Origin of the sequence: Acinetobacter sp. TG2027, from assembly GCF_000302435.1 — a bacterium.
In the GTDB taxonomy this organism is placed as follows: domain Bacteria; phylum Pseudomonadota; class Gammaproteobacteria; order Pseudomonadales; family Moraxellaceae; genus Acinetobacter; species Acinetobacter pittii.
On record NZ_AMJN01000048.1, the window covers coordinates 51489 to 67363 of the forward strand.

Below are 15875 nucleotides of genomic sequence, written 5' to 3' on the forward strand. Positions count from 1 at the left end.
GATTTTTTATTTCTATCTTAGAAAATACCTTGAGCAAGCATTGCATCAGCAACTTTTACAAAACCTGCAATATTGGCACCGTCTACATAGTTCACAGTACCGTCTTCTTTAGTACCATATCTTACACAGTTGGCATGAATGTCTTTCATGATTGCATGTAAGCGTTCATCGACCTCAGCATGGGTCCAGCCTAAACGAATTGCATTTTGAGACATTTCTAAACCAGAAGTTGCCACACCACCCGCATTAGATGCTTTACCTGGCGCATACAAAATTTTAGCTTCAATAAAATGTTCAACTGCTTCAAGTGTAGATGGCATATTAGCGCCTTCAGCTACACAAATGACACCGTTAGAAATAAGTTTTTTAGCGTCTTCACCTGTTAATTCATTTTGTGTAGCACATGGCAAAGCAATATCAACAGGAATATGCCAAGGTGTTTTTCCTTCAAAATATTCAAAACCATGTTTAGAAGCAAACTCGGAAATACGACCACGTTTAACGTTTTTCAGTTCCATTACTTCAGCAAGTAACTCATCTGTAAAACCATTTTTTAAATAAACTGTGCCGTTTGAGTCCGACAAGGTAACAACTTTTGCTCCTAAGAACATCGCCTTTTCTGCTGCATATTGTGCGACGTTACCAGAACCTGAAACAGAAACAGTTTTACCAGCAAAAGATTGTCCACGGGCTTTAAGCATTTCTTCTGCAAAATAAACCGTACCATAACCAGTGGCTTCAGGACGCATCAAGCTACCACCAAATGAAATTCCCTTACCGGTAAAGACACAAGCGGTGTCGTTACTCAGCTTTTTCATCATGCCTGCCATATAACCGACTTCACGCGCACCCACACCAATGTCACCCGCAGGAATATCCGTATTTGGTCCTAAATGGCGATAAAGCTCAATCATTAATGCCTGACAGAATCGCATAATTTCAGCATCAGATTTACCTTTAGGATCAAAATCTGAACCACCTTTTCCTCCACCCATTGGTAAGGTGGTAAGTGAGTTTTTAAAAGTCTGCTCAAAACCTAAAAATTTTAAAATTGATAGATTGACCGATGGATGGAAACGCATTCCACCTTTGAATGGACCAATTGCTGAATTGTATTGAACGCGAAAAGCACGGTTAACTTGAGTCTGGCCTTGATCATCCATCCATGAAACACGGAATTGAATCACACGCTCAGGTTCAACCAAACGTTCTAGCAATCCATGCTCTGCATATTCCGGATTTTTTTCAATGAATGGCCACAAACTCGTCATGACTTCTTCGACAGCTTGTAAAAACTCAGGTTGATGCGGATCACGCGCTTGCACGTAATTCAGGAATTCATTCAGGTTGTTGTATTTCAATGCACGGTCCTCAGCATAGTAATGAATTAAATTGGTGCAATACATTTTTAAATGCATCATTTAGCAGCAAAATATTAAATCCCTTTCCATCAATTTTAACAATACTTATTTTAAATTATTTTATTCACCTTAATTATCAAAAAGTTATTTTTAGAAAAACTACTTAAAAATAAGAAATATTAATTTATCTTTTCATTTTTATTGATCTATTATTGTGCAATATTAGCTACATTTTAGGTCAATTAAAAACCCGATAAATTCGTTAAAATCCATTGACCTTACTTAGGTTTTTCTTCATTATCGCATCGTTTTAACCAAGCTATTTGCCCACTATGAATTCATCTATTTCTCTCATACGCGAGATTGATGCGTTATTACCACAGACTCAGTGTGGTTTATGTGGACATCGTGATGGATGTCTACCCTACGCAAAGTCGATTGCTGAAGGTGAAGAAGCAAATAAATGTGTTCCAGGTGGTCAGCCTGTAGCCGATGCACTCGCAAATCTATTAAATCGTCCTGTGTTAACCGCTGAAACTAGCGTATGGCCTGTACAGGCCGATGGTCGTCCCCAGCGAATGAAAGCGATTATTCGGGAAGATGAATGTATTGGTTGCACCAAATGTATTAGTGCTTGCCCTGTAGATGCTATTATTGGAAGTGGTAAGCTCATGCATACCATCTTGACTGACTTATGTACAGGTTGTGAGTTATGTATTCCACCTTGTCCGGTAGATTGCATTGATTTGGTCGAAGACACGCAAGTATTACCAAATGAGCAACAGCGTATCGCTGAACAAAATGATTTAAGACAACGTTATTACGCTCACATTCAGCGCGAAGAAAAACGTCGTACTCACCGTAAAGGACCTGTAGTACGCGCTGAAATTGATACCCAACTGTTTGCCCAGTTCTCTCAGGCACTTGATGAAGTACCTTCAATCGAGCTCATCGAGAAACCCAAAGAAGTTGTGTCAACTGATGCAAAAACTACAATTGAGTTAGCGAAAATTCGTACGCAAATTAAAAAGTTGGAAAAACAGCTCAGTGTACGTGAAGATACTAAAAAACTTCTTCAACTTGAAGAACTTCAACAGCAACTCATGCAATTACAGGAGGTCTGAATGGCCGTCAAGAATATGACGAAAAAGCAGATTCAAATTTTCTTTGAACGCCTTCGCGAACAACGACCTTCACCTCAAACCGAGTTAAAATATTCATCTCCATTTGAGCTACTTATTGCAGTTATGTTGTCAGCTCAAGCGACCGACGTAAGTGTTAATAAAGCAACTGATAAACTCTACCCTGTGGCGAATACAGCTGAAAAAATCTATAACTTAGGCGTAGATGGGTTAAAGGAATATATCAAGACAATTGGTCTCTATAACGCAAAAGCCGAAAATGTCATTAAGACCTGTAAGATTTTAATGGAACAATTTAACGGCGAAGTTCCAAGCAACAGAAAAGATTTAGAAGCTTTACCGGGTGTCGGGCGTAAAACAGCTAACGTGGTTTTAAATACGGCTTTCGGACAACCCACCATGGCTGTCGATACTCATATTTTCCGTGTAGGAAATCGAACTGGTTTAGCAGTAGGTAAAAATGTTCTTGAGGTTGAGCACCGTTTAATTAAGGTCATTCCTAAAGAATTTATTTTAGATTCACATCACTGGCTCATATTACACGGTCGTTATTGTTGTATCGCCCGTAAACCGAAATGTGCAGAATGTGTTGTTGCAGATGTCTGTAACTGGCCTGATCGCTTTGAATTTGGCGCACAAAAGCAAATTGCCATTAAAAATATTGAAGCTTAAAAATATAGTTGGGTATAGGGATCATACCCAATCAAACTTACTTTAGACGCTTTTTTTCATTACGCTCTTTTTTTGCTTGTTTTTGAACCTGTCTTAGCATTTTGTAGCTTTGAAAAGCCAAAAATATTACTAGTGCCAGACTCAGCAATACCACCAAAATCAATATGATTTTCATATTGTTCTCCTGCACTTAATGAAAGAAAAGAGCCCTCACAAAGAGGGCTCATTATCACAAACAATATTAAATTATTTGTCTAAGATGTTGAACAAATCTTTTTGTACATCTTCAATTGTACGCAAGCCATCAAGCTTGTCATAAGTTGGAGCATTTTCACCAGAAGCAGCACGGCCTTGGTAGAAACCAACCAGTTGCTCTGTTTCAGTGTGATAAGACGCTAAACGTTTACGGATTGTTTCTTCTTGGTCATCTGGACGTTGAACAAGATCTTCACCAGTTTCATCATCTTTACCTTCCACTTTAGGTGGATTGTATACCGTGTGATAAACACGGCCAGAAGCTGGATGCTGACGACGACCAGAAAGACGTTTTACGATTTCTTCATCAGGAACATCAATTTCAATCACGTGATCAATGCTAATCCCTTCTTTTTCCAAAGCTTCAGCTTGTGGAATAGTACGTGGGAAACCATCGAAAATGCAGCCATTTGCACAGTCAGGTTGAGCAATACGTTCTTTTACTAAACCGATAATAAGTTCATCTGAAACCAAACCACCAGATTCCATTACACTTTTAGCTTTTAGACCTAATTCAGTACCTTCACGAATCGCAGCACGGAGCATATCACCGGTTGAAATTTGTGGGACATTGTAGCGCTTACAGATCAACTGAGCCTGAGTCCCTTTGCCTGCTCCAGGTGGTCCGAGTAAAATAATGCGCATAAAAAACATCCTCATTTAAAACAATGAATATGAAGTCCGGCAGAAAAAGTCTCGTTAATCTTCAATAGATCCTGCCTGACATCGAATTATAAGAAAGCCACAAACAAATGTATTGTACCAGCAATAAATCCGGTTACCCCACCTAGTACAATAAGAATCCACTCATCCTCCTGAAATGCAGGACGTAATAAATTCTGAAATTCTTTTGGTGTTAGTTCACGAATACGCTCTTTAAACATTTGAAAAATCTTCTGTGCCCGGCTTGCGTTCAGTGCTGGGTCACATACGGGTCCCATCGTAATTTCAATTGAACGATCAATCAAGTCCGTCTTTAATCTTGCGTACTCTCTTGGCCCTAAAGAAAGCTGTAAAGAGGTGCGAACTAACGGGGTTTCCATGATTTCGTTAATATGACGCTTAACAATGCGGCGCGTTTTATCTTTACGCGGCCCGTACATCATTTCGGTCATAATCGATTTTAACGTGATCAGATCTTCTGTGACTACGCTCGAAAACACATCAGAGACTTCCTCTTGACGCTTCATAAAAGCGCCCTGGACATTATAAGTCCCAATTCGAAGAACTGGTACAATCCATGGGAACTTACGATCTTTTGTTAATCTAAAAATCTGTGGATAACGAATATAATGTGGCTCAATTGGGTTAAACACCATCCAGATTGCGATCCAGTTAGTTAAAAAGCCCCAAATTGCAGCCCAAAATGGTACTGTCCAGTGCCATGGTACTACAAACCAAACCACCATTTGGAAAATACCAAAGAACATGCCAATCAGTGCGCTAATATGCCAAATAAAGTTAATTTCTTTTTGACCAACCTTTAAGAACATACGTACCATTAAACGGCGATCACCTTCCATCTGGCTCACGACCATTTCACGCATGTTAACCAGTGACTCTACATTCATGGTCAGCTCAGTCACTAATTCTTTTAACACACCCGGCAATTGCTTATGTGCTTGAGCATAAATACGGCGTTTAATTGAATAAGGTAAATTTTCCCAAAGCACGGCATTACGATCGATCATGACTTCATCAATAAGATGTTCAAGTTCAAAACCAACTTGTTCACCAATAATACGCGCCATATCTTCAGGATCCATTGCTTCTAAAAATTCACGCAATGAGCCTAATTTAGATAAAGTGTTATCGGTAATAATTCCAGAGATACGTCCTGCTTTACGTGGCACGATACCTTGCCAACCTACTGGCAATGGTCCTAAATGGAATCCCCAAAATTTAATTGGGTAAAATACCATTTTTAAAGCCATCCACACATGTGCCCATGTGACAAAAGCCGTTACGGGAATAATACTCAAAACGGCCCAAAAATCAGGTCTGTGTAAAAAGGTCTGCCACAATCCACTGACGTACTCTAACATGTAAGACTCTCGTATTTATTTGTGCTCTGCTTATGGCGAGTTAACGATAAACTGCTTTGTTTTATAAACCAAAACTTAGAGAATAAGAAAATTGAATTTGTGGTTTAGTATCTGCAGCAACATTTCCGTTCTGGTCAGTTAATTTTTCAGCCGCACCGATACCCACACTAAAAGTGCTAATTCTTTCTGAATTTAACCACACATAGGCCAAATCAACACCCGCACCTAAACGGGATTTAAAATCACCATCGACCTCTTTACTATCAAGATGACCAGCATAGAAACCGATATAGTAACCATTTTTGTCTGTGCCAGTAAGATAATAAGGATATCTAAAACCAACTTGACCACCAGCGGTTTTGTCACCATTCAAAAATGCACCGGCTTTCGCATAGGCAATACCATACGGATTTACCCACTCACCGTTAAGATGTAATAATTTTTGAGTAACTCCGGCACCCACATTCCAAGTAGATGCATTATGTCCTGCTAATTTTGCTTCCGGAAGAAACGAGTAGTCTTGAGCATGGGCCCAACTACTTACTGTCAAAACTGCAAGTAAGGGATAAATTTTTCTCATTATTTTCTCCATTTTCCCTAATCGTATGGTGAGAACAACCCTATTCTATTGAATGAGAGACTTTAACAGAATTATTTTGCTTCTTATATACAAGTATCTACAATTTTGTTGTCTGCAAAGTCAAAAAGTATCTTATTAAAATGCAATGAAACTTTGAAAATTGTGCAATATTTTAAGTGCTCTTGCGTTAGAATAAGCAGCTATTTTTCTACCCTATGTCATTAAGTCGATCCTTATGAAACAGCACTTTCCTTTAAAAGATATCCAGCAAGAAAAGCGCATTTATCGAGGTCGTATCTTTTTTGCCGTAGGGATCGTGACCATCTGCTTATTAGTCTTAATTAGCCGATACGCTTATCTACAAATTTTTCACTACGACGAATTCTCGACTGCATCTGACAAAAACCGAATTCGCTTGCAACCACTTCCGCCTGCTCGTGGTTATATCTATGACAGAAACGGTGTATTACTAGCAGATAACTATCCTGTTTTTACAGCAACTTTAAGTAAAACAGATGTAGAAGATGTTGATAGTGTCATTGAGCAATTACAACCTATTTTAGATTTAACACAAGAAGATATTGACCGTTTTAAAAGCCGTATAAAAACTGCCCGTAAAACTGAACGCGTCGCGATTAAACTTAATCTAACTGAAGCCAATATTGCTAAATTTAGTGAAGCCAAATATAAGTTTCCGGGTGTTAGAATCGAGACACAAATGACTCGCTATTATCCACACGGTGAGTTATTTGCTCATGTGATTGGCTATGTCGGGCGTATCAACGATAAAGAATTAAAAAGTATTGATAAAGACTTATATGCTGGGACCAACCTAATTGGAAAAATTGGTGTTGAGAAAAGCTATGAAGACCTATTGCACGGAACACCCGGTTATGAATCTGTTGAAGCAGATGCACATAGTAATGTATTACGTCATTTAGGGCGTAAAGACCCTACTCGCGGTAACGACCTCTATTTATCTTTAGATTACGGTTTACAAGTTGTCGCTTCTCAGCAGCTTGCAGGTCGTCGTGGAGCTATTGTCGCTATTGATCCTCGTACAGGTGAAATTCTAGCTTTAGTGTCTAGTCCAAGTTTTAACCCTAATTTGTTTGTGACTGGAATTAGTCATACTGACTACAGTTCACTACGTGACAATTTAGACCAACCTCTTTATAACCGTGCTGTGCAGGGTGTATACCCCCCGGGTTCTACCATTAAACCAATGGAAGCAATGGGTGGCCTACACTACGGTATTGTAGACTGGTCAACAGCAATTTCTGACCCTGGTTATTTCCATCTACCAGGTGATTCACATAAATTCCGTGACTGGAAAAAATCTGGTCATGGCATCGTGAACATGCATAAAGCCATCATTATGTCATGTGATACCTATTTTTATATTCTTGCCCATCAAATGGGTATTGATCAAATGAACCAATGGATGCGCCAATTTGGATTTGGTCAAAAAACAGGTGTCGATTTACCAAGTGAAAGTGAAGGCCTTTATCCAAGTCCTGAATGGAAAATGCGTACGCGTAAAGCGAAATGGATGAAGGGTGAAACTATTTCTGTCAGTATTGGTCAAGGCGCGTTTACAGCCACTCCATTACAGCTTGCGATGGCAACAGCAATTACGGCAAATCATGGTTCTCATGTAACGCCTCATGTTTTACGCGCAACGCATGGTGCAAAACCATTTACAGTACGTAATGCACCTGATGGCAAAATCAAATTCAACGGCACTGATGAAGACTGGATTCAAATGCGTGATGCCATGATTGATGTAATTCAATCAGGTACTGGCCGCGGTATTCGTACTCCCCTCTACCAAATTGCAGGGAAAACAGGTACAGCACAGGTTAAGAGTATTGCACAGGGTAAACGCTATAACGAAGCAGCCTTGAGTGAACGTCAACTTGACCATGGTTTATTCGTTGGATTTGCCCCTGCTGAAAAACCTGAAATTGCGATTGCAGTCATTTGGGAAAATGGTCGTCATGGTGGTTCAGCTGCTCAACTTGCAAGACCTGTCTTTGATTACTGGCTATTAACTCGTAAGAAAAACCCGATTCGTCCAGCAAATCACCAAGTCAATGGCGGGTTAATGACAGCAGGTATTAAACCAGGTGAACTTCCAAGCGGCGGTGAAAGTTCTGGTCCAGCATCGGCTACAGCTACCACCAACAAACCAGCAGCATCAACACCGCAAGCTGCTCCTGCTCGTCCTGCTACCAATGAGGCCGATGAATAATGAAAAATCAATTACGTATAATTGGCGGCGAATGGAAAAGACGAGTACTGCCTTTCGCTAGCATTGATGGCTTACGCCCAACCCCAGATAGAGTACGCGAAACTCTATTTAACTGGCTCATGTGGGATATTCAAAATGCTCAAGTTCTCGACATCTGTACAGGCTCTGGTGCATTAGGTTTTGAGGCTCTGTCACGTGGTGCTGCATCTGTTTATATGATTGAGCCTGACAAAGCTCAGGCACGATTTTTAAAAGATAATATTGAACTATTAAAAGCCCAAAACTGTCATCTAATTAATACAACGGCTCAACAAGCCCTACCCCGCTTAAAAGAACAGTTCGATGTGGTTTTTTTAGATCCACCTTATAGTCTTGATTTATGGCAAGAACTCTCGAACTTGGCCGAGCCTCATATTAAAAAAAATGGATATATTTATGTTGAAGCTGACCGAGATTTATCCCAGCTTCATCTTCCAGCAACATGGCAACAAGTTAAAACCACTAAAGCGGGTACAGTTCACGCGGGGCTTTACCAGAAAGTAAACGAATAAAAAAGGTAGCTTAAAGCTACCTTTTTCTTTGCAAAGTTTTAGTTAGCTTAAGCCAATCACTGCAACAACTGCTGCACAGGCGCCAACAATTTTTTTGCCATATGGCACATATCGGGTAAGCACAGCACCCAACACCAATCCCCCCAAATAGATGAGCACCATACCAGCAACCATACCAGTTACTAATGCAACAATATGCCCTGCATGTGCTAACTCAACACCATGAGCCATGCCATGGAAGCTTGCAAGTAATGCCGCGGCAATTGGTAAAACTTTATTGGATTTTGTCCATAGGGCAATTGCTGTAATAACTAAAGAAGCAACAATGCCGTATTCAGCCATATTAACTGGTACCAAACCTTGAGCACCTATTAAAAAGCCTACAATTAAGGTAGTACTTAAGGCAATGACTCCAGCAATTTTCCACTGTTTAGCAGCTGACCACAACAAGACACCAAAACCTAAAGCCATGACTAAATGATCTAGACCGGTAAACGGATGAATAAAACCTGCCATAAAACCAGAATGTGCATGGTCATGTCCCGGATGAGCCATTGCAAGTGCTGGCAATAATGAAAGGAGCGCTACACTCCATTTTTTCATGAAGTCCATAATCTCTCCTTAAGCTTTAAACAGCCCTTGTTTCTCAATAAACTGAATAATTTCTTCAAGACCATGTTGTGTTTTCATATTTGAAAATAAGAATGGCTTTTCTCCGCGCATGCGTTTCGCATCTTGGTCCATTACATCAAGGTTTGCACCTACCATTGGCGCAAGGTCAGTTTTATTAATAATGAGTAAATCTGACTTGGTAATACCCGGGCCACCTTTACGAGGAATTTTTTCACCACCAGCCACATCAATGACATATAAAGTTAAATCAGAGAGTTCAGGACTAAATGTCGCTGCCAAATTATCCCCACCGCTTTCAATGATAATAAGTTCTAAGCCTTCGAATTTTTCACACAAATCATCAATTGCAGCCAAGTTAATTGAAGCATCTTCACGAATAGCTGTATGCGGGCAACCACCAGTTTCTACCCCCACAATACGATCTGGTGACATCGCCTCATTACGGGTTAAGAAGTTTGAATCTTCTTTGGTGTAAATATCATTTGTCACCACAGCCATATTGTATTTATTACGCAAGGCTAAACATAAATTAAGTGTAAGTGCTGTTTTACCCGAACCCACTGGTCCGCCAATTCCAACTCGTAATGGACTACGCTCTGTCATGATTTTTATCCTTTTTCCTAAACTTAAGATCTGAATAACCGTGAATATTGTGTTTCGTGTTTCATGCTCAGCATGGCATAACGAGGTAAAGCGCTGCTCAATTGCTCGTCATTAAGCTTCAAAGCTTTCTCTACCGCTTGTGGTACTAAACCATGTAAGTGCCACAAAATTCTTTGTCCTGCCATTTGTCCTAAAGGAACAGTTTTTACTGCGGCTAAAACCTGATTTTCTAAAACAGTAAAGGTATAAGCCGTAAGTACATCCTCTTCTTTAAGTTCTAAACGACCACACAGCTGTGCATAGACCGGCACGAAACCAAACTGCTTTTTAACCTCAACTGTTTTTTTTAAAACATCTTTAATCCACGCATTTAAAGAAAATGCCAGCTGTTGAGATTCTGCCAAAAGTTCTTTACTTTCTCTGCTGGCCTTATACAAATTTGCCCAAACCAAGAACTCTTCTGAGTCATCATGATGCTGCATAAGACGCTTTAGTACGGGCAACTCAAACCTCACCAATAACATCTCAAGTACTTCTTCAAAGTAAGCAATTGCCGAGGTTTCGTCATGTATTAGGCCAATATCAATCGCCGTTTCTACACCTTGCGAATAACAATACGCTCCAACTGGCAATGCCGTAGAAGACAGTGTCAGTAATTGCAATAATTGCGCGGCGCTATGAATGGACATGATGTAAAGCTTTGATTGGGCTTAAACGATGGTCATGGCTATGCTGTGCATAGGCACCGCTTTCAGGTTCAAACGGATGATCGGTTTCAGTCACCGTAAGTCCTAAACCTTCTACCATTTCTGCAAGCACATGATCAGGCTCAAAATACAAAGCTGTAGGGGTCAACATTAATGGTACATGTCTATTACCTAAGTGATAGGCAGCTTTAAGCAAATCAAAATCGGTTTGAGCAGTGACTTGCATTAATCGCTCAGGCTTGGCATCGACACGTAATACATCACCCTCTTGCGTTGCAATATATGAGCCACTACGCAAAATGCCAGTACGCGGTAAATCCGCACCAATATCGATGCCACTCGCTAAAGCTGCTCGAAACCGTGATTTTTGGCGGGTATCAAAAGTCAGCTCAACCGTTTCAAATGCCTGATCAGGAGAAATATCTTCAAGTCGTTGGGTGTAAATTTTCATTTAGCTTCTCTCTCCTTATTTATTTCTTTCATATCTAGAGTAATGAGACATATCATCTCTATAAAATTCATCAAAATAAGAAATAACGCTGAGCCATGGGTAATACGTCTGCAGGTTCACACGTTAATAATTCACCATCAGCCCGCACCTCGTAAGTTTCAGGATGAACATGCATGACTGGACAATATGTGTTGTGCTTCATATCAGCTTTAGTAATTGCACGCGTGTTTTTACATGGGCTAATTAACTTTTTAAGATTTAGTTTCTCAGCAACTTTTTCATCAATTGCCACTTGAGATAAAAAGGTAATACAGGTGTTATGTACACCACGCGGATAAGCCCCAAACATTGGGCGATAATGCACGGGTTGAGGTGTCGGAATTGAAGCATTAATGTCACCCATTGGTGCCGCTGCAATCATGCCACCTTTAATAATCATGGAAGGTTTTACACCAAAAAATGCAGGCTTCCATAGCACTAAATCAGCAAGTTTTCCGACCTCAACCGAACCAATTTCATGGCTTAGACCATGGGTAATGGCTGGGTTAATCGTATATTTGGCAATATAGCGTTTAACGCGATTATTATCATGAAACTCATTGTCACCCTCTAAAGGACCACGTTGAATTTTCATTTTATGAGCAGTTTGCCAAGTACGTAAAATCACTTCACCCACACGACCCATCGCCTGAGAGTCAGAAGACATCATGGCAATTGCCCCTAAGTCTTGCAGAATATCTTCAGCGGCAATGGTTTCACGCCGAATACGACTTTCAGCAAAAGCGATATCTTCAGCAATTGCCGGATCTAAATGATGGCAAACCATGAGCATATCTAAATGCTCATCAATAGTATTAATCGTATAAGGACGTGTTGGATTAGTTGAAGACGGCAAGACATTACTTTGTCCAATTGCCTTTAAAATGTCAGGTGCATGCCCACCACCCGCGCCTTCGGTATGGTACGTATGAATCGTGCGATCTTTAAATGCAGCTAAAGTTTCTTCTAAAAACCCACCTTCATTTAAGGTATCTGTATGAATAGCGACCTGCACATCAAACTCGTCTGCCACACTCAAGCAGTTATCAATGGCTGCTGGTGTTGAGCCCCAGTCTTCATGCAGCTTTAAGCCAATTACCCCAGCTTTAATTTGCTCTCGAATTGGATTTGGTAAACTCAAATTACCTTTACCTAGCAGGCCAATATTCATAGGTAAATCATCAATGGCTTGCAACATGGTTGCAATATGCCAAGGCCCCGGTGTCACTGTCGTTGCCGAAGTACCTGCCGCAGGTCCTGTTCCGCCACCCACCATTGTTGTTGTACCCGACATAAGTGCAGTTTCAACTTGCTGTGGGCAAATCCAGTGAATGTGAGTATCAATACCACCTGCCGTTAAAATTTGCCCTTCACCCGCAATCACTTCTGTTGCAGCACCTAAAGGAATGGTAATGTCAGGTTGAATATCAGGATTTCCTGCTTTCCCTATTTTCCAGATTCGACCATTTTTTAAACCAACATCCGCCTTTACAATCCCCCACCAATCGACAATCAAAGCATTGGTAATCACAGTGTCGGCAACTTCATCAGCTAAAAGTTGGGATTGCCCCATTCCATCACGAATGACTTTGCCACCGCCAAACTTAACTTCTTCACCATAAGTCGTTAAATCTTGCTCAACCTCAATAAAAAGCTCTGTATCAGCCAAGCGAATACGATCACCAACCGTTGGACCAAACATTTCAGCATATGCACGACGTGACATTTTCATAACTTATTACTCATCTCTTTCATTATCGTTGTTATGTCTAGTCCAGCTTGCCCATGACTCGGCCTGCAAAACCATAAACTTCTCGCTTACCCGCTAAAGCAACAAGCTCCACTTCCCGACTTTGTCCTGGTTCAAAACGTATTGCCGTGCCTGCCGCGATATTTAATCGAAAGCCTTTCGCTGTTTCACGATCAAACTGTAGCGCATCATTTGCTTCATAAAAATGAAAATGGGAACCTACCTGAATAGGCCGATCGCCAATATTAGCAACTACAATCTTTAAAGTTTGCCGTCCAACATTCAGCTCAATGTCTGTATCTGGAGTAATGATTTCACCAGGGATCATAAACGCTCCTTTTATACGATTGGCTGATGAACAGTGACTAACTTCGAGCCATCAGGAAAAGTTGCTTCGACCTGAACCTCAGCAATCATTTCTGGCACACCATCCATCACATCTTCACGCTTTAATAAAGTTGTTCCGTAATGCATCAAGTCACTCACCGTCATACCATCCCGTGCCCCTTCAAGCAAAGCAGCAGAAATAAAAGCGATAGCTTCCGGATAATTTAGCTTTAAGCCACGAGCTTTACGACGCTCAGCGACTAGCCCTGCGGTAAAAATAAGTAATTTATCTTTTTCTGTTGGATTGAGTTCCATATCTCTTTCCTAAATAGCATCTAATTTTCTTTAAGCAAAATACGTGCTCAAATGCAGCATACTTGTTTTAATCGTTTTTTAAATACGCAATTTAACGTAAGTTAGGTTCTCCAGATTCTTGGGAATTCTTCATCTAAATCAAACCAATAACGTCTTAATCTTGCTCTTATGGCTGCAAAAGCATCATGACAATGTCGGACATCATTTCCTAGAAAACGGGCCGAAACCACATCATCCAATAATGTTAATGTGACAGGTGCTTGCATACGCATCATCAATTCGCGAATGAGTTCGAGCTGTTGTTCTAAATAAAAAGCTGAGCGATATTTCTCAGGTGCTACGGCCCAAAAACTTCCCATTACTGCTTGATTATTCATACCTAAACACGAACTCAGCCAACGGTCTTCACCCTCAAAAAACAATGTATCTGCAACCAATAATTTTTGTTCTCGCCACAACTTAAACTGGTTGTGATAACTTCCCTGCACAAAACGTTCAGCGCGTGCCTGCCGCCCGAGTACCAACATATCCCAGCCAATAAAACTGGCAGCATGGTCAAGATGAATATGAGTTTCTGAGTGTGCTAGAGCTCCGTCAAACAGCATCGTTTCTTGTGGAACCCACTCCAAAATAGACTGATCTCGCACATGAAGATGAATATGCTGAAAGGCTTGCTTTCCATTGGTTTTGTACCATTTTCCAGCACCAGGAGTCGTTACAACCGCATGAGCTTGATCTTTGGTTTCAATTTGAAAAGTAAGATGATCTCCTCCTGCAATTCCTGCTGGAGGATGTACAATAATCGCATGACATACACCTGTTTTTTCAGGCCAGAGCATTTTTTGCACCCTTACAGGGCCATGGTGCTTTCTATGACTCATTATGGTGCGCGAATTTTCAAAACAAAATCCGAGCTCTAATCGCGCATACCAAAATGGTGCTAAAGAGTTTTTTGAAAACGTTTGTACCTGATTCATTCTGGTTCATATGTTCAAAATAAGTGCTTAAAGTTATAAGCAAAATACGCACCAAATATAAAAATAAGCAAAATGATAAAATTAGATACAATTTTTTGATTTTAATGAGTTAAAAAACAATCAATGTCTAACATAAAACCACAGTAACTCATGGAATTATTTATACAATAGCGCCCACCGTTGCTTCCATACTTGCTCTCCATGAAACTTTTTTTCGTGTTAACGCCACTTGTCTTTTTAACTGGGTGTATTTTTGGCCAATCTAGTGAGGTCAAACGTGCAGAGAAAATTCTCCATAATTTTGAATGTAAAAATGTTGAGACAAGTCAGATTGCAACAAGCTCAATTAATTCTTACTACCAACAGTCTTTAGCGGTAAGCAAAGAAAAGGCGACTTCATATGTAGAGAGTTATAAAAATGGTGAAGAGTTATTTGACATGCCGCTCGATGAAGTTTTAAAGCAACAATATCAACTTTATAAATCGGCTTGTGATTCTTTAGGTGGGGTTTCTTCTCAACCTTAATATATAAAGGTATTCACTTAATTTTTTAGTGGATACCTTTTTTAATTTTATATCTTTCTTTTTGATTAATTTTTACTCACTTTACCTTTTGTTAAAATTAAATTACATACTTAAACTTTTATTAGGCTCTTATATTTCATAGCCTGTTTACTTGTTTTTTATTTATTTTCCGAGGTTTAGATCATCATGAAAAAAACATTATTATCAGTAGCACTCTTAAGTATCCTTCTTGCCGCTTGTAGCAAAAATGAAAATAAAGCCGACACGACAACTCAAGCATCTGCTCCAGCGCAAACTACTGAAGCAAATAATAATGCTGTAGATACCGCACACACAGCTGAAAACTCACTCGATTGGGACGGCACATATAAAGGCACTCTCCCATGTGCGGACTGTGAAGGTATTAAAACTGAATTAGAACTTAAAGATGATAAAACCTACGAGCTAACCGAAACTTATCTTGGTAAAGGTGACACCAACCCATTTGAAACCCATGGTACCTTTACTTTCGACAAAGATAATACTTCAATTATTACGTTAGATGATAAAGGTCAAAACCGTAAATTCTTTATCGGTGAAAACACTGCAACTGCTTTAGATATGGAAGGTAAAAAAGTTGAAGGCTCTTTAGCTGAACACTATGTTTTGAAAAAATAATTTTTAATAATTAAAAAACCCGCTCATTTGA

At 40.0% G+C, this 15875-nt stretch carries 19 protein-coding genes; 6 read left to right on the top strand and 13 right to left on the bottom strand.

Going from position 1 to position 15875, the window contains the following annotated elements:
• Nucleotides 1-17: 17 nt before the first annotated feature.
• A complete protein-coding gene (gdhA, locus tag B806_RS0113175; RefSeq protein WP_017387156.1) occupies nucleotides 18-1421 on the bottom strand; it encodes an NADP-specific glutamate dehydrogenase in 1404 nt (467 codons plus the stop codon).
• Nucleotides 1422-1693: 272 nt separating this feature from the next.
• Here gdhA and B806_RS0113180 point away from each other — a divergent pair, with 272 nt between their 5' ends.
• Both B806_RS0113180 and nth read left to right on the top strand, forming a co-directional pair.
• Nucleotides 1694-2485, top strand: a complete 792-nt coding sequence (locus B806_RS0113180; protein WP_017387155.1) for an RnfABCDGE type electron transport complex subunit B — start codon at nucleotides 1694-1696, stop codon at nucleotides 2483-2485.
• Nucleotides 2486-3175 carry an endonuclease III gene (gene nth, locus B806_RS0113185; protein WP_002117539.1) on the top strand — a complete coding sequence of 230 codons (690 nt, stop codon included), beginning with the start codon at nucleotides 2486-2488 and terminating at the stop codon, nucleotides 3173-3175.
• Between the two features lie 37 nt (nucleotides 3176-3212).
• Here the strand turns inward: nth and B806_RS19515 are convergent, their stop codons facing one another.
• From B806_RS19515 to B806_RS0113205, 4 genes are all read right to left on the bottom strand, one after another.
• Nucleotides 3213-3350 (bottom strand): hypothetical protein, encoded by a 138-nt coding sequence (locus B806_RS19515; RefSeq protein WP_335622227.1) that lies wholly within the window; start codon nucleotides 3348-3350, stop codon nucleotides 3213-3215.
• Between the two features lie 71 nt (nucleotides 3351-3421).
• Nucleotides 3422-4075 carry an adenylate kinase gene (gene adk, locus B806_RS0113195; protein ID WP_002117671.1) on the bottom strand — a complete coding sequence of 218 codons (654 nt, stop codon included), beginning with the start codon at nucleotides 4073-4075 and terminating at the stop codon, nucleotides 3422-3424.
• Nucleotides 4076-4161: 86 nt separating this feature from the next.
• Nucleotides 4162-5475 carry a membrane protein gene (locus B806_RS0113200; protein ID WP_005070566.1) on the bottom strand — a complete coding sequence of 438 codons (1314 nt, stop codon included), beginning with the start codon at nucleotides 5473-5475 and terminating at the stop codon, nucleotides 4162-4164.
• Nucleotides 5476-5536: 61 nt separating this feature from the next.
• Complete coding sequence (locus tag B806_RS0113205) at nucleotides 5537-6055, bottom strand: hypothetical protein (RefSeq protein ID WP_002117557.1); 519 nt, start codon at nucleotides 6053-6055, stop codon at nucleotides 5537-5539.
• A gap of 235 nt (nucleotides 6056-6290) precedes the next feature.
• Between B806_RS0113205 and mrdA the strand changes: the two genes are divergently transcribed.
• Nucleotides 6291-8309 carry a penicillin-binding protein 2 gene (gene mrdA / locus B806_RS0113210; RefSeq protein ID WP_005802923.1) on the top strand — a complete coding sequence of 673 codons (2019 nt, stop codon included), beginning with the start codon at nucleotides 6291-6293 and terminating at the stop codon, nucleotides 8307-8309.
• On the top strand, nucleotides 8309-8860 hold the full coding sequence (gene rsmD / locus B806_RS0113215; protein ID WP_017387153.1) for a 16S rRNA (guanine(966)-N(2))-methyltransferase RsmD: 552 nt from the start codon (nucleotides 8309-8311) through the stop codon (nucleotides 8858-8860). Before mrdA ends, rsmD begins: the two co-directional genes overlap by 1 nt.
• A gap of 42 nt (nucleotides 8861-8902) precedes the next feature.
• On the opposite strand, the gene B806_RS0113220 is transcribed toward rsmD, so the two are convergent.
• The 8 genes from B806_RS0113220 to B806_RS0113255 form a co-directional block, all read right to left on the bottom strand.
• Nucleotides 8903-9472, bottom strand: a complete 570-nt coding sequence (locus tag B806_RS0113220) for a HupE/UreJ family protein (RefSeq protein WP_017387152.1) — start codon at nucleotides 9470-9472, stop codon at nucleotides 8903-8905.
• Nucleotides 9473-9481: 9 nt separating this feature from the next.
• Entirely contained in the window at nucleotides 9482-10096 is a 615-nt protein-coding gene (gene ureG / locus B806_RS0113225) for an urease accessory protein UreG (protein ID WP_017403148.1), read from the bottom strand.
• A 23-nt stretch (nucleotides 10097-10119) separates the two neighbouring features.
• A complete protein-coding gene (locus B806_RS0113230) occupies nucleotides 10120-10785 on the bottom strand; it encodes an urease accessory UreF family protein (RefSeq protein WP_017387151.1) in 666 nt (221 codons plus the stop codon).
• On the bottom strand, nucleotides 10772-11254 hold the full coding sequence (gene ureE / locus B806_RS0113235) for an urease accessory protein UreE (protein ID WP_017387150.1): 483 nt from the start codon (nucleotides 11252-11254) through the stop codon (nucleotides 10772-10774). Before ureE ends, B806_RS0113230 begins: the two co-directional genes overlap by 14 nt.
• Nucleotides 11255-11324: 70 nt before the next feature.
• Nucleotides 11325-13025, bottom strand: coding sequence for an urease subunit alpha (gene ureC, locus B806_RS0113240; protein WP_017387149.1), 1701 nt, complete (start codon nucleotides 13023-13025; stop codon nucleotides 11325-11327).
• A 37-nt stretch (nucleotides 13026-13062) separates the two neighbouring features.
• Entirely contained in the window at nucleotides 13063-13371 is a 309-nt protein-coding gene (locus B806_RS0113245) for an urease subunit beta (protein WP_017387148.1), read from the bottom strand.
• Nucleotides 13372-13382: 11 nt separating this feature from the next.
• Nucleotides 13383-13685, bottom strand: coding sequence for an urease subunit gamma (gene ureA, locus B806_RS0113250; protein ID WP_002117495.1), 303 nt, complete (start codon nucleotides 13683-13685; stop codon nucleotides 13383-13385).
• A 101-nt stretch (nucleotides 13686-13786) separates the two neighbouring features.
• A complete protein-coding gene (locus B806_RS0113255; protein WP_017387147.1) occupies nucleotides 13787-14662 on the bottom strand; it encodes an urease accessory protein UreD in 876 nt (291 codons plus the stop codon).
• A 201-nt stretch (nucleotides 14663-14863) separates the two neighbouring features.
• Here B806_RS0113255 and B806_RS0113260 point away from each other — a divergent pair, with 201 nt between their 5' ends.
• Both B806_RS0113260 and B806_RS0113265 read left to right on the top strand, forming a co-directional pair.
• A complete protein-coding gene (locus B806_RS0113260; RefSeq protein ID WP_005070594.1) occupies nucleotides 14864-15187 on the top strand; it encodes a hypothetical protein in 324 nt (107 codons plus the stop codon).
• A gap of 186 nt (nucleotides 15188-15373) precedes the next feature.
• A complete protein-coding gene (locus B806_RS0113265) occupies nucleotides 15374-15844 on the top strand; it encodes a copper resistance protein NlpE N-terminal domain-containing protein (protein ID WP_002117559.1) in 471 nt (156 codons plus the stop codon).
• Nucleotides 15845-15875: the final 31 nt, after the last annotated feature.

Coding starts and splice junctions, on each gene's coding strand:
- gdhA (WP_017387156.1), bottom strand. CDS start 1,421: ATGATGCATTTAAAAATGTATTGCACCAATTTAATTCATTACTATGCT.
- B806_RS0113180 (WP_017387155.1), top strand. CDS start 1,694: ATGAATTCATCTATTTCTCTCATACGCGAGATTGATGCGTTATTACCA.
- nth (WP_002117539.1), top strand. CDS start 2,486: ATGGCCGTCAAGAATATGACGAAAAAGCAGATTCAAATTTTCTTTGAA.
- B806_RS19515 (WP_335622227.1), bottom strand. CDS start 3,350: ATGAAAATCATATTGATTTTGGTGGTATTGCTGAGTCTGGCACTAGTA.
- adk (WP_002117671.1), bottom strand. CDS start 4,075: ATGCGCATTATTTTACTCGGACCACCTGGAGCAGGCAAAGGGACTCAG.
- B806_RS0113200 (WP_005070566.1), bottom strand. CDS start 5,475: ATGTTAGAGTACGTCAGTGGATTGTGGCAGACCTTTTTACACAGACCT.
- B806_RS0113205 (WP_002117557.1), bottom strand. CDS start 6,055: ATGAGAAAAATTTATCCCTTACTTGCAGTTTTGACAGTAAGTAGTTGG.
- mrdA (WP_005802923.1), top strand. CDS start 6,291: ATGAAACAGCACTTTCCTTTAAAAGATATCCAGCAAGAAAAGCGCATT.
- rsmD (WP_017387153.1), top strand. CDS start 8,309: ATGAAAAATCAATTACGTATAATTGGCGGCGAATGGAAAAGACGAGTA.
- B806_RS0113220 (WP_017387152.1), bottom strand. CDS start 9,472: ATGGACTTCATGAAAAAATGGAGTGTAGCGCTCCTTTCATTATTGCCA.
- ureG (WP_017403148.1), bottom strand. CDS start 10,096: ATGACAGAGCGTAGTCCATTACGAGTTGGAATTGGCGGACCAGTGGGT.
- B806_RS0113230 (WP_017387151.1), bottom strand. CDS start 10,785: ATGTCCATTCATAGCGCCGCGCAATTATTGCAATTACTGACACTGTCT.
- ureE (WP_017387150.1), bottom strand. CDS start 11,254: ATGAAAATTTACACCCAACGACTTGAAGATATTTCTCCTGATCAGGCA.
- ureC (WP_017387149.1), bottom strand. CDS start 13,025: ATGAAAATGTCACGTCGTGCATATGCTGAAATGTTTGGTCCAACGGTT.
- B806_RS0113245 (WP_017387148.1), bottom strand. CDS start 13,371: ATGATCCCTGGTGAAATCATTACTCCAGATACAGACATTGAGCTGAAT.
- ureA (WP_002117495.1), bottom strand. CDS start 13,685: ATGGAACTCAATCCAACAGAAAAAGATAAATTACTTATTTTTACCGCA.
- B806_RS0113255 (WP_017387147.1), bottom strand. CDS start 14,662: ATGAATCAGGTACAAACGTTTTCAAAAAACTCTTTAGCACCATTTTGG.
- B806_RS0113260 (WP_005070594.1), top strand. CDS start 14,864: ATGAAACTTTTTTTCGTGTTAACGCCACTTGTCTTTTTAACTGGGTGT.
- B806_RS0113265 (WP_002117559.1), top strand. CDS start 15,374: ATGAAAAAAACATTATTATCAGTAGCACTCTTAAGTATCCTTCTTGCC.